Genomic DNA, 12231 nt, shown 5'->3' with positions numbered 1-12231 from the left:
CACCGGCGGCTGCGCACGATCCGCACGCTGGCCGAAGCGGGCGTTCCGGTGGGGGTGAGCGTGGCGCCGCAGATTCCTTTCATTACCGAAGACATGGAGCAGGTGCTGGAGGCCGCCCACGAAGCCGGCGCCCGCAGCGCGTTCTACACGGTGATCCGCTTGCCCTGGGAGCTTGATGCGCTGTTCCGGCAGTGGCTGGAGCTGCATTACCCTGACCGCGCCGCCCGGGTGATGGCCCGAATCCAGGATCTGCACCAGCCGGGTGCTGTTGCCCGCGCACAGGGCCGGTCCTATGACAGCAGCTACGTGACGCGCATGAAGGGCAAAGGCCTGTGGGCCGACCTGCTGCGCCAGCGGTTCGCCACCTGCTGCCGCCGCCTGGGCCTGAACCGCGAGCGCATCGAGCTGGACCTTGACCAGTTCCGTCCGGGGTTGCTGCGGGGGCAGGGCAGTCTGTTCTGACGCCGCCAGCCGTGGTCGAGACGGCTGCGGTATTTCGCGACACGCTGGCTGAGCCCGCCGCTTTGGCATGCCGCCCCTGCCGACCCGTATTTCGCTCCAGGCGCACCCGGCCGAGACCACGCCATCACGTATGAGGGCCAATGGGCGAACCCTGTGCCCTGGCCACGCTGCAGGCTGCTTGCCGCTGCCAAACCAGCGGTCCATGGGGTTGGGTGAAGGGCGCGGCGGCTGTGTCGGCGATCATGGGGGCAAACCGCTTCGCTATCGCGGCTGTCAAACCGTCGGCCTTGCCCTCGGGGCGGACCTCGCGAGGCTTTTGCCAAGCCGCAACGGCATCACTCCACCATCTCGACGCAACTGGCCCCGCCCTGTCGCAAACTCAAAGGCAAGCGGCCCCGCAGGGCGGGCCGGGCCAGCGGCGCGTCACCCCTTGGCCGCCGCTGCGTTGCGGCAGGGGCCGAACACGTCCAGCTCGGGCCGGTAGACGCCGGTCTGTACGTCCATCAGGCCCAGCACCGAATGGAAGTAGCCATCGTGGGTGATGCGCCGCTCGGCCAGGTCTTTCTGCAGGCAGGGCGTGGAGACACGGCTGCGCGCCTGCATGGCGGGCGACAGCCAAGTGATCCAGGGCACGTGCTTTTGCACGTCGGGCGCGATGGCGTAGGGCAGGCCATGCAGGTAGATATTGTTCTCGCCCAGCGATTCACCGTGATCTGCTACGTAAATCATAGCTGTTTGCGCTTGCTGTGATTGCGCTGCGAGCCAATTGATCACCGAATCGAGAAATTGGTCGGTCTGCACGATGCTGTTGTCGTAGGCGTTGACCACCTGCTCCTGCGTGCATTCCTGCAACGCGGTGGCCGTGCACTCGGGCTGGAACTTCTTCAGTGCCTTGGCCGAACGTTTGTAGTAGGCGGGGCCGTGGCTGCCCATCTGGTGCATGACGACCACCGTGCCGTGGCTGCGCTGCCCGGCGGGCAGCTCGGCCAGGCGTTTGTCCAGGTCCTTGAGCATGATGGGGTCCAGGCATTCGCCATCGGGGCACAGGGCGGGGTCCTGCAGAGCGGTGGTGCGCACTTCGCCGACGCGGTCGCACACACCCTTGCAGCCGGCCTGGTTGTCCACCCACAGCACGGCCAGGCCCGCATGGTGCAGAACGTCGATGAGGCTCTCGTAGTTGGCCTTGCGCGCCTCGAAGCCGTCACGCCCCAGGTGCGAGAACATGCAGGGCACCGAGGCCGCGGTGCTGGTGCCGCATGACCAGGCGTTGCGTGCCGAGGCAAGGTCGGTGCGGGCCGACAGCAGGGGTGTGGTGGGGCGGACATAGCCGTTGAGCCCGAAGTTCACGCTGCGGCCGGTTTCGCCCAGTACCAGCACCAGCAGCGGCGGCTTTTGCTGGCCCGCGTAGCTGGCGCCCAGCTGGGCATCACGGCCCAGGGGCATGAGTGTGCTGGTGTCCAGCCGCAAGGGCTTCGTGGCAATGTTGCCCAGGGCGTACACGCTGTTGAGGGGGTTGATCAGGTAGCGCAGCTTGGTGTGGTTGCGCATGGTGGAGGCGAAATCCTGGAACACCAGCAGCAGGCTCACCACGATGACCACGATCGAGCCCACCAGCAGCGCCCCGTTGTGGGCCATGTGGCGAAACGCGTGCATGCGCCGCACGGGGCGGCGGTACAGCCACAGCAGCGGTGGGGCCGTGAGGGCCACCACGGTGGCCGCCATGCGCCAGTTGAGCAGGTCGCCGGCCTCCTTCACATCGGTCTGCATGACGTTGACCAGCATGCTCGCATCGATGGCAATGCCGTAGGCCAGCATGAAGTAGGCGCCGAAGGCGGCCATGAGCAGCAGGACGGTGACGGCGGGTTTGAGTGTCCAGCGCCATGCCAGCAGGCTCAGCAGGGCGGCGTTGCCCGCCGCCACGATGATGGCAAATGCGAGCACGAAGGCCCAGCCGCGCAGTGTCCCTTGGCCCGGCAACGCCGTCAATTCGCGCCACAACGGCACGTTGCAGGCCGTGGCCAGCCAGGCGCTGGCCAGCACGACCACCCAGGCCGGGTGGATGTCGCGTGAATGGTGGGGAGGGTGCGTGATGGCGCCGGAACCGCGGCCGAAACGCAGCAGGCGCTGCAAGAACGAAGACATAGGGGCGGAATTGTCGCCGAACCGACTTAATGGCGCCTTAATCGGCGAACCCGCCGGCAGCGTGATGGCGCAGGTGGTCCCGCATGAACGTCTGGACGAAATAGTAGCCGTGGTCGTAGCCGTCGTGGCGCCGCAGGGTAAGCAGCTGCCCGGCCTGGGCGCAGGCTTCTTCAAACCGGTGCGGGTGCAGTTGGGTTGGCAGGAACTGGTCGGCCAGGCCCTGGTCGATCAGGATGCCGCGGGGGTAGGGCGCGCTGCGCTGCTGGCCCATGAGCACACTCGCGTCGTGCGCAGCCCAGGTGCTTTCGTCCTGCCCCAGGTAGCCCATGAAGGCGTTGTGGCCCCATGGACATTGGGTGGGCGCGCAGATGGGGGCAAAGGCCGAAACGCTGCGGAAAATGCCCGGGTGGCGCAGCGCGAGCGTGAGCGCGCCATGCCCGCCCATCGAATGCCCGAACAGACCCAGGCGCTGGTCGTCGAGCGAAAAATGGCCTCCCGCACCCGGCAGCAATTCCTTGATGAGGTAGCTCTCCATGCACCAGTGGCCAGCCCAGGGCATCTCCGTGGCGTCGAGATAGAAGCCCGCGCCCACACCGAATTCCCAGTGGTTGCTTTCACCCAGGATGCCTGCGCCGCGCGGACTCGTGTCCGGGGTGAGAATGGCCAGCCCCAGCTCTGCCGCCCAGCGCTGGGCGCCGCCCTTGATGGCAAAGGTTTCCTCATTGCATGTGAGACCGGCCAGATAGGTCAGCAAGGGCACTTTCTGCCCGGCCAGGGCCTGTGCGGGCAGGTACAGGCCAAAACGCATGGGCAGGCCGATTTCGGATGAGTGGTGCTTGTAAAAGCGCTGCACGCCGCCAAAGCAGGCATGTTCGCTGGTCAGTTCAAGGGCATCGAGTGTCATGGCTGTCAAATTGGAGAGCTGTTCACGCTGGTCTGGCAAGCACTGGGTGGCGATTAGACTGGATCCGCCTTCGGCTACAGGTGCCGCGCCCCGTCTGGTCGGGCGGAGCCTGTCGAAGCCTGGGCGCGTATTCTTGTAAGCCCTTGACAGGCTCTGGGCGAGCGGCGATGGCCGGGCCTGGGGCCTGATCCGGTCGTTCAATCAATAAATGACCACGCCGCGGATGGATTCGCCGCGCTTCATCAGGTCGAACCCCTTGTTGATGTCGGCCAGCGGCATGGTGTGGGTGATCAGGTCGTCGATGTTGATCTTGCCCTCCATGTACCAGTCCACGATCTTGGGCACATCCGTGCGGCCTCGCGCACCGCCGAAGGCCGAGCCTTCCCACTTGCGGCCGGTGACCAGCTGGAAGGGGCGGGTGCTGATCTCCGCGCCGGCCTCGGCCACGCCGATGATGATGCTGCGGCCCCAGCCCTTGTGTGTGCATTCAAGGGCCTGGCGCATCACTGTGGTGTTGCCGATGCACTCAAAACTGTAGTCGGCTCCACCATCGGTGAGTTGCACGATGGCATCCACCACGTTCTCGACTTCCTTCGGGTTGATGAAGTGCGTCATGCCGAACTTGCGCGCCATCTCCTGCCGCGCGGGGTTGATGTCCACGCCGATGATCTTGTCGGCGCCCACCATCCTGGCGCCCTGAATGACGTTCAGGCCGATACCGCCCAGGCCGAACACGACCACGTTGGCGCCGGCCTCCACCTTGGCGGTAAAGATCACCGCGCCGATGCCGGTGGTGACGCCGCAGCCGATGTAGCAGACCTTGTCGAAGGGCGCATCCTCACGGATCTTGGCCAGCGAGATCTCGGGCGCCACGGTGTAGTTGCTGAAGGTGCTGGTGCCCATGTAATGAAAGATGGGCTTGCCGTCCAGGCTGAAGCGGCTGGTGGCGTCGGGCATCAGGCCCTTGCCTTGGGTGCCACGGATCAGCTGGCAGAGATTGGTTTTGCGCGACAGGCAGAACTTGCACTGGCGGCATTCGGGGGTGTACAGCGGAATGACGTGGTCGCCCTTCTTGAGCGTGGTCACGCCAGGGCCCACGTCCACCACGATGCCGGCACCCTCATGGCCGAGGATGGCGGGAAAGATGCCTTCAGGGTCGGCGCCGGAGAGCGTGTAGTAATCGGTGTGGCAGATGCCGGTGGCCTTGATTTCCACCAGTACTTCGCCGAATTTCGGCCCTTCGAGGTCCACGGTTTCGATGGTGAGGGGCTGGCCTGCTTGCCAGGCGACGGCGGCTTGGGTTTTCATAAAAAACTCGTTGGACGGTGACAGGGGTGCCCACTATACGGGGCGCTGGGGCTGCAAAGGCGCGGGGCAAAAAAAAGCCCGCCGGGGTGCGGCGGGCTTTTCGCTGGACGGCGGGCAGGCCCCGCTGTGCATCAGCGCTTGGTCAGGGGTTGCACGTCGCGGCGCACCGAGCCGGTGAACAGCTGGCGTGGACGGCCGATCTTGTACTCGGGGTCGCCGATCATTTCGTTGAGCTGGGCGATCCAGCCCACGGTGCGTGCCAGGGCGAAGATGCCGGTGAACAGGTTCACAGGGATGCCGATGGCGCGCTGCACGATGCCGGAGTAGAAGTCCACGTTCGGGTAGAGCTTGCGCTGCACGAAGTAGTCGTCTTCCAGGGCGATCTTCTCGAGCTGCTTGGCCAGCTTGAACAGCGGATCGTTTTCCAGGCCCAGTTCGGCCAGCACTTCGTTGCAGGTTTCCTGCATGAGCTTGGCACGGGGGTCGTAGTTTTTGTACACGCGGTGGCCAAAGCCCATCAGCTTGACACCGGAGTTCTTGTCCTTGACCTTTTCCATGAACTCGCCGACCTTGGCCACGCCACCCATGCGCTGGATGTCTTCCAGCATGTTCAGGCAGGCTTCATTGGCGCCACCGTGGGCCGGGCCCCACAGGCAGGCCACGCCGGCGGCGATGGCTGCGAAGGGGTTGGTGCCCGACGAGCCGCACAGGCGCACCGTGGAGGTGGATGCATTCTGCTCGTGGTCGGCGTGCAGGATGAAGATGCGGTCCATCGCGCGCTCGATCACGGGATTGACCTTGTAGTCCTCGCAGGGCGTACCGAACATCATGCGCAGGAAGTTGCCTGCATAGCTCAGGTCGTTGCGGGGATACATGTAGGGCTGGCCCATGCCGTACTTGTATGCCATGGCCACGAGGGTAGGCATCTTGGCGATCAGGCGGATGGCGGCAATCTCGCGGTGCTCGGGATTGTTGATGTCGGTGCTGTCGTGGTAGAAGGCGGACAGTGCCCCCACCAAGCCCGTCAGCACGGCCATGGGGTGGGCGTCGCGGCGGAAGCCACGCAGGAAGAACTGCATTTGTTCGTTGACCATCGTGTGCTTGATCACGAGGTTGTGGAACTCGTCACGCTGGGGGGCGTTCGGCAGTTCGCCCTTGAGCAGCAGGTAGCAGGTGTCGAGGTAATCGCATTGGGTGGCCAACTGCTCGATGGGGTAGCCGCGGTACAGCAGTTCGCCCTTGTCGCCATCGATGTAGGTGATGGCCGACTGGGTGGCTGCCGTGGACAGGAAACCCGGATCGTAAGTGAACATGCCCGTCTGCGCATACAGCTTGCGGATGTCGATGACGTCCGGGCCGATGCTGCCCTGATAGACCGGCAGGTCCACGCTGGGGCTGCCGTTACTGAACGACAGGGTGGCTTTGTTGTCAGCTAGCTTCATTGTTACTTTCCTTTGGGTTTCCGATGATCCGGTCTGGGGCTATCGATTCAGTGCCTGGGCACTACTGCACGGCCGCGCTGCCACCTTGCCGCAGCATGCCAAGCACTTCGTGCACTTCTTGGGTATCCAACGGGGCCTGCGGCTCGCGCCGGCGCAGCAGCAGGTCCAGAAGGTCGTTGTCCGCCAGGTCCATCAGGGCCATCAGGCCGTCGGCATGGCGTTGGGTGAGCTGGGGCTCATAGCGGGCAAAAAACTGCTCGATGAACAGGTCGTTCTCGAGCAGCCCCCTGCGGCAGCGCCAGTGCAGCCGGCTCAGGGCGCGCTCGTCCAGCAGGGGCGAGGCGGCAGCGCTGGCAAAGGTGGAAATTTCACCCATGGTTCTGAACCCGCATCAGATGGCGCGACGCACCATCAGTTCCTTGATCTTGCCGATGGCGCGCGTGGGGTTCAGGCCCTTGGGGCAGACGTCCACGCAGTTCATGATGGTGTGGCAACGGAACAGGCGGTAGGGGTCTTCGAGGTTGTCCAGGCGCGCACCCGTGGCATCGTCGCGGCTGTCTGCGATGAAGCGGTAGGCTTGCAGCAGGCCGGCCGGGCCCACGAACTTGTCGGGGTTCCACCAGAAGCTCGGGCACGACGTGGAGCAACTCGCGCACAGGATGCACTCGTACAGGCCGTTGAGTTCCTCGCGCTCTTCGGGCGATTGCAGACGTTCCTTCTCGGGGGGCAGTTCTTCGTTGATCAGGTAGGGCTTGATCGAGTTGTACTGCTTGAAGAACTGCGTCATGTCCACGATCAGGTCGCGGATCACTGGCAGGCCAGGCAGGGGCTTCAGGACGATGATGCCTTTGAGCGTGTTCATGTTGGTCAGGCAGGCCAGACCGTTCTTGCCATTGATGTTCATGGCATCCGAACCGCAGACGCCTTCACGGCAGGAGCGGCGGAACGACAGCGTGGGATCTTGTTCCTTCAGCTTGATCAGAGCGTCCAGCAGCATGCGTTCATGGCCGTCGAGTTCGATCTCGATGGTCTGCATGTAGGGCTTGGCGTCCTTGTCCGGATCGTAGCGGTAGATTTGGAATGTGCGTTTTTGCATGTTTCTTCTCTCGAGACGATTTAGAACGTACGGACCTTGGGAGGAACGCTGTCCACCGTCAAAGGCTTGAGGTTGACGGGCTTGTAGTCCAGGCGGTTGCCTTCGCTGTACCACAGGGTATGGCGCAGCCATTCCTTGTCGTTGCGGCCGAGCGGGAACTCGGGGTGGTCAGCCGGGTGCTCGTAGTCATAGACCGTGTGAGCGCCACGGCATTCCTTGCGGGCGGCAGCGGACACCATGGTGGCCTGGGCCACTTCGATCAGGTTGTCTACTTCCAGCGCCTCGATGCGGGCCGTGTTGAACACCTTGGACTTGTCCTTGAGCGTGACGCCCGCCACGCGGCTGCGGATCTCGGCGATCTTCTTGACGCCGTCGTCCATGCTGGCCTGCGTGCGGAACACGCCGGCGTGTTGCTGCATGGTAGTGCGGATGTCGCCGGCCAGGGCCTGGGCATAGATGCCGTCACTGGACTTGTCGAGTTGGTTCAAGCGCTCCAGGGTGCGGTCGGCTGCGTCCTTGGGCAGGGGCTTGTGCTCCTTGTTCTTGTTGTTGAACTCGACGATGTGGCGGCCGGCGGCCTTGCCGAACACCAGCAGGTCCAGCAGCGAGTTGGTGCCCAGGCGGTTGGCGCCGTGCACGCTCACGCAGGCGCATTCGCCCACTGCGTAAAGCCCGTTCACGACGGCGTTGTTGATGCCGTTGGCCTGGGTGATCACCTGGCCGTTGATGTTGGTGGGCACGCCACCCATCTGGTAGTGGATGGTCGGCACCACGGGAATGTCTTCCTTGGTGATGTCGACGTTGGCGAAGTTGACACCGATCTCATACACGGAGGGCAGGCGCTTGTGGATGGTGTCTGCACCCAGGTGGCTGAGCTTGAGCATCACGTAGTCCTTGTTCGGACCACAGCCACGGCCTTCCTTGATTTCCTGGTCCATCGAACGCGAAACGAAGTCGCGTGGCGCCAGATCCTTCAGGGTGGGCGCATAGCGCTCCATGAAGCGTTCGCCATTGCTGTTGAGCAGGATAGCGCCTTCGCCACGGCAGCCTTCGGTCAGCAGCACGCCAGCGCCGGCCACGCCGGTGGGGTGGAACTGCCAGAACTCCATGTCCTGCAGCGCAATGCCGGCACGTGCCGCCATGCCCAGGCCGTCGCCCGTGTTGATGAAGGCGTTGGTCGATGCGGCGAAGATGCGGCCGGCACCACCCGTGGCCAGCAGCACGGTCTTGGCTTCGAGGATGTACAGGTCGCCGGTTTCCATTTCGAGGGCGGTGACGCCCACCACGTCGCCATCGGCGTCGCGGATCAGGTCCAGGGCCATCCACTCGACGAAGAAGTTCGTCTTGGCCTTCACGTTTTGCTGGTACAGCGTGTGCAGCATGGCGTGGCCGGTACGGTCGGCGGCCGCGCAGGCGCGCTGCACGGGCTTTTCACCGTAGTTGGCGGTGTGGCCGCCGAAGGGGCGCTGGTAGATCGTGCCGTCGGGGTTGCGGTCAAAGGGCATGCCGAAGTGCTCCAGCTCGTACACGACCTTGGGCGCTTCACGGCACATGAACTCGATGGCATCCTGGTCGCCGAGCCAGTCGGAACCCTTGATGGTGTCGTAGAAGTGGTAGTGCCAGTTGTCCTCGCTCATGTTGCCCAGCGAGGCAGAAACGCCGCCCTGGGCAGCCACGGTGTGGCTGCGGGTGGGGAACACCTTGGACAAAGAGGCCACGTTCAGGCCTGCGCGGGAGAGTTCGAGGGCGGCGCGCATGCCGGAGCCGCCAGCGCCAATGATGACGACGTCGAATTTGCGCTTGGTGATGTTAGCGTTGGTATAGCTCATTATTTGCCTTCAGTCGCGGGAATCAGAGACGCCACAGAACCTGGATGCCCCAGCCGGCGCAGCCGACCAGCCAGACGATGGTGAAAATCTGCAGCACCAGGCGCAGGCTCACCGGCTTGATGTAGTCCATCCAGATGTTGCGCATGCCGACCCAGGCGTGCCAGACCAGCGCCAGAATCACGCTGAACGTAAGCACCTTCATCCATTGGCTGGAGAAGATGGAGGCCCAGCGGTCGTAACCGATCGGGCCTTTGGTCAGCACGAGCTGCACGAGCACGATCAGGGTGAACAGAACCATCAGGGCGGCGGTGACGCGCTGGCTCAGCCAGTCGCGCAGGCCATAGTGGGCACCTACGACGGTGCGCTTGTAACCGTAGTTGTCGGACATAGTTGGTTTCCTCTCAGTCGGGGCGCGGTGCGCCGGGCCCGGCGCCGCCGCGGGGTGAATCAGTACAGGCCGAACAGCTTGGCTGCCAGCACCAGCGTGAGGGCAATGCTGATGGTCAGCGTCACCACGGCAGAGGTCTTGCCGAACTGCTTGTTGACGGCCTCATGGCTCACGTCCATCCACAGGTGGCGCATGCCGGCAATCATGTGGTGCAGGTAGCCCCAGATCAGTGCCAGCGCGACCAGCTTGATGAACCAACCCGGAAGGAAGCCGAGGCCTGCGTTGAACGCGGCCTTGAAGGTGCCAAAGGAGATCTCGGACGACACCGAGGTGTCGAACATCCACAGGACAAACGGCAGCAGCAGGAACATCACCGCACCGCTGGCTCGGTGCAGGATCGAAACCCATGCGGCCGGCGTCATGCGGTAGGTGGTGAGGTCCTTGAAGGCGTTGATGTTGCGGAATTCAGGCCGTTTTTTGGCTAGCTCTGTCATGGCGGGGTGCTTTCGTGGATGTAACTGCTTTGTAATTGGAAGGTGCAAACAACGCAAAATTCTATTGCAACGCAACAAGTGGGGTTTTCCATTGGTGCAATATTTTGAGGTTTCTGTTCGGGTGCCAGCCTGGTGTCAGCTCAGTTCATTACGGTAGTGGTGGGTGTCGGTGCGGTAAAGCCCGCGCCGTAACTCCATCGGAACATCGTTGTAGGTGTAGGCGATGCGTTCCACGCTCAGCAGGGGCGTCGCTGTGGTGGTGTGCAGGAGTTGCGCCTGTTCGCCATCGGGGAGCACGGCGCGGATTTTCTCTGCCGCCCGCACCATGCGCACGCCAAAGTCCAGTTCGAACATGGCGTAGGTAGGCCCCTGGTAACTGGCCATCTGGTCGGCCGTCAGCCCCTTGAAGGCCTGGCCGGGCAGCCAGATGTCTTCGAGAATGGTGGGTTCACCGCCGAACGACAGAATGCGCCGCGCCTGTACTACCGGGTCGCCGGTGCGCAGCGCCAGGGCGCGCGCCACATCGGCGCTTGCACGCACCCGCCGGCATTCCAGTACGGTGCGCTGGGCCGGGCCTTCCACGCGCGCGTCCCCGGTGTCGGGCAGCAGCTTCAGGAAGCGGTACTGCACATGCTGCTCGGCATGGGTTGCCACAAAGGTGCCCTTGCCTTGGCGACGCATGACAAGGTTTTCTGCGGCCAGTTCGTCGATGGCCTTGCGCACGGTGCCCTGGCTCACGCGAAAGCGTGCCGCCAATTCCATTTCGCTGGGAATGGCTTCGCCCGGTTTCCATTCACCCTGTTGCAGGCTTTGCAGGATCAGGGCCTTGATCTGCTGGTACAGCGGGCTGAATGCCGGTGTCACAGTGCCTGCGCCGCCAGCGGAGGGTGGGGGCGAGTCAAGGTTGAACGGAAGCGAGGACATGGCGAAGGGTGGATGGTGGCTGTGTGTGAGGCGGGCTCGCGTGGCATGTAACCGAGTGCGATCATATCTTATATAAGACATAAGACAAATTGACCTTACGCAGCAATCGGCGGTAAACTCCAAGGCTGTTTTGCGGAGCACGGGCTGCTGGTAACAGGCGCTGGTGCAACGTGCACCAACCCCTGTTTTTCCCTACTTCCTGGAGTTTTCACCATGAGCAAGAAGCCCGTCCGTGTTGCTGTCACCGGCGCTGCTGGTCAAATCGGTTACGCCCTGCTGTTCCGCATCGCGTCCGGCGAAATGCTGGGCAAGGACCAGCCCGTCATCCTGCAACTGCTCGAAGTGCCCGTGGAAGGCCCCCAGAAGGCGCTCAAGGGCGTGATGATGGAACTGGACGACTGCGCTTTCCCGCTGCTCGTGGAGATGACCGCCCACAGCGACCCGATGACCGCCTTCAAGGACGCCGACTACGCCCTGCTGGTCGGCTCGCGCCCCCGCGGTCCCGGCATGGAGCGCGCCGAGCTGCTGGCCGTGAACGGCGCCATCTTCACGGCACAAGGCAAGGCCCTGAACGCCGTGGCTTCGCGCAACGTGAAGGTGCTGGTGGTGGGCAACCCCGCCAACACCAACGCCTACATCGCCATGAAGTCGGCTCCTGACCTGCCACGCAAGAATTTCACCGCCATGCTGCGCCTGGACCACAACCGCGCTGCCAGCCAGATCGCTGCCAAGACCGGCAAGGCCGTGGCCGACATCGAGAAGCTGACCGTGTGGGGCAACCACTCGCCCACGATGTACGCCGACTACCGTTTCGCCACCATCAAGGGCGAAAGTGTCGCCAAGATGATCAACGACCAGGAATGGAACGCCAACGTGTTCCTGCCCACGGTGGGCAAGCGCGGCGCCGCCATCATCGAGGCACGTGGCCTGTCGTCGGCAGCTTCGGCTGCCAACGCCGCCATCGATCACATGCGCGACTGGGCTCTGGGCACCAACGGCAAGTGGGTCACCATGGGTATTCCATCGGACGGCCAGTACGGCATTCCCAAGGACACTATGTTCGGTTTCCCGGTCACCTGTGAAAACGGTGAATACAAGGTGGTGGAAGGCCTTGAAATCGACGCCTTCTCGCAAGAGCGCATCAACAAGACGCTGGAAGAACTGCAGGGCGAGCAGGACGGCGTGAAGCACCTGCTCTGATCCTTCATGAGCGACGTGCGCCGCGCTGAAACGCCTGCCGGC

At 63.6% G+C, this 12231-nt stretch carries 12 protein-coding genes; 2 read left to right on the top strand and 10 right to left on the bottom strand.

Features of this window, described 5'->3' with window-relative positions; all coding sequences use genetic code 11:
• The coding region (locus ACDELDRAFT_RS13675; RefSeq protein ID WP_005797701.1) for an SPL family radical SAM protein at positions 1-462 on the top strand (462 nt) is incomplete at its 5' end.
• Positions 463-885: 423 nt separating this feature from the next.
• Here the strand turns inward: ACDELDRAFT_RS13675 and ACDELDRAFT_RS13670 are convergent.
• The 10 genes from ACDELDRAFT_RS13670 to ACDELDRAFT_RS13625 all read right to left on the bottom strand — a co-directional run bounded on the left by ACDELDRAFT_RS13670 (position 886) and on the right by ACDELDRAFT_RS13625 (position 10989).
• On the bottom strand, positions 886-2604 hold the full coding sequence (locus ACDELDRAFT_RS13670; protein WP_005797700.1) for a phosphoethanolamine transferase: 1719 nt from the start codon (positions 2602-2604) through the stop codon (positions 886-888).
• Between the two features lie 37 nt (positions 2605-2641).
• Positions 2642-3508 (bottom strand): S-formylglutathione hydrolase, encoded by an 867-nt coding sequence (gene fghA, locus ACDELDRAFT_RS13665; RefSeq protein WP_005797699.1) that lies wholly within the window; start codon positions 3506-3508, stop codon positions 2642-2644.
• A gap of 201 nt (positions 3509-3709) precedes the next feature.
• On the bottom strand, positions 3710-4816 hold the full coding sequence (locus tag ACDELDRAFT_RS13660; RefSeq protein ID WP_005797698.1) for an S-(hydroxymethyl)glutathione dehydrogenase/class III alcohol dehydrogenase: 1107 nt from the start codon (positions 4814-4816) through the stop codon (positions 3710-3712).
• A gap of 131 nt (positions 4817-4947) precedes the next feature.
• Positions 4948-6258, bottom strand: coding sequence for a citrate synthase (locus tag ACDELDRAFT_RS13655; protein ID WP_005797697.1), 1311 nt, complete (start codon positions 6256-6258; stop codon positions 4948-4950).
• Positions 6259-6319: 61 nt separating this feature from the next.
• Positions 6320-6634, bottom strand: coding sequence for an FAD assembly factor SdhE (locus tag ACDELDRAFT_RS13650; RefSeq protein WP_005797696.1), 315 nt, complete (start codon positions 6632-6634; stop codon positions 6320-6322).
• 15 nt (positions 6635-6649) lie between these two features.
• Entirely contained in the window at positions 6650-7354 is a 705-nt protein-coding gene (locus ACDELDRAFT_RS13645) for a succinate dehydrogenase iron-sulfur subunit (RefSeq protein ID WP_005797695.1), read from the bottom strand.
• Positions 7355-7374: 20 nt separating this feature from the next.
• Complete coding sequence (sdhA, locus tag ACDELDRAFT_RS13640) at positions 7375-9183, bottom strand: succinate dehydrogenase flavoprotein subunit (protein WP_005797694.1); 1809 nt, start codon at positions 9181-9183, stop codon at positions 7375-7377.
• A gap of 22 nt (positions 9184-9205) precedes the next feature.
• Entirely contained in the window at positions 9206-9571 is a 366-nt protein-coding gene (gene sdhD, locus ACDELDRAFT_RS13635) for a succinate dehydrogenase, hydrophobic membrane anchor protein (RefSeq protein WP_005797693.1), read from the bottom strand.
• A 59-nt stretch (positions 9572-9630) separates the two neighbouring features.
• On the bottom strand, positions 9631-10065 hold the full coding sequence (gene sdhC / locus ACDELDRAFT_RS13630; protein ID WP_005797692.1) for a succinate dehydrogenase, cytochrome b556 subunit: 435 nt from the start codon (positions 10063-10065) through the stop codon (positions 9631-9633).
• Positions 10066-10200: 135 nt separating this feature from the next.
• A complete protein-coding gene (locus ACDELDRAFT_RS13625; protein WP_005797691.1) occupies positions 10201-10989 on the bottom strand; it encodes a GntR family transcriptional regulator in 789 nt (262 codons plus the stop codon).
• A 213-nt stretch (positions 10990-11202) separates the two neighbouring features.
• Between ACDELDRAFT_RS13625 and ACDELDRAFT_RS13620 the strand changes: the two genes are divergently transcribed.
• A complete protein-coding gene (locus ACDELDRAFT_RS13620) occupies positions 11203-12189 on the top strand; it encodes a malate dehydrogenase (protein WP_005797690.1) in 987 nt (328 codons plus the stop codon).
• Positions 12190-12231: the final 42 nt, after the last annotated feature.

The organism is Acidovorax delafieldii 2AN, assembly GCF_000175235.1.
GTDB lineage: Bacteria > Pseudomonadota > Gammaproteobacteria > Burkholderiales > Burkholderiaceae_C > Acidovorax > Acidovorax delafieldii_B.
The sequence above is the reverse complement of the archived record's forward strand: the minus strand, read 5'-3'. Positions and strand labels throughout refer to the sequence as shown.

Coding starts and splice junctions, on each gene's coding strand:
- ACDELDRAFT_RS13670 (WP_005797700.1), bottom strand. CDS start 2,604: ATGTCTTCGTTCTTGCAGCGCCTGCTGCGTTTCGGCCGCGGTTCCGGC.
- fghA (WP_005797699.1), bottom strand. CDS start 3,508: ATGACACTCGATGCCCTTGAACTGACCAGCGAACATGCCTGCTTTGGC.
- ACDELDRAFT_RS13660 (WP_005797698.1), bottom strand. CDS start 4,816: ATGAAAACCCAAGCCGCCGTCGCCTGGCAAGCAGGCCAGCCCCTCACC.
- ACDELDRAFT_RS13655 (WP_005797697.1), bottom strand. CDS start 6,258: ATGAAGCTAGCTGACAACAAAGCCACCCTGTCGTTCAGTAACGGCAGC.
- ACDELDRAFT_RS13650 (WP_005797696.1), bottom strand. CDS start 6,634: ATGGGTGAAATTTCCACCTTTGCCAGCGCTGCCGCCTCGCCCCTGCTG.
- ACDELDRAFT_RS13645 (WP_005797695.1), bottom strand. CDS start 7,354: ATGCAAAAACGCACATTCCAAATCTACCGCTACGATCCGGACAAGGAC.
- sdhA (WP_005797694.1), bottom strand. CDS start 9,183: ATGAGCTATACCAACGCTAACATCACCAAGCGCAAATTCGACGTCGTC.
- sdhD (WP_005797693.1), bottom strand. CDS start 9,571: ATGTCCGACAACTACGGTTACAAGCGCACCGTCGTAGGTGCCCACTAT.
- sdhC (WP_005797692.1), bottom strand. CDS start 10,065: ATGACAGAGCTAGCCAAAAAACGGCCTGAATTCCGCAACATCAACGCC.
- ACDELDRAFT_RS13625 (WP_005797691.1), bottom strand. CDS start 10,989: ATGTCCTCGCTTCCGTTCAACCTTGACTCGCCCCCACCCTCCGCTGGC.
- ACDELDRAFT_RS13620 (WP_005797690.1), top strand. CDS start 11,203: ATGAGCAAGAAGCCCGTCCGTGTTGCTGTCACCGGCGCTGCTGGTCAA.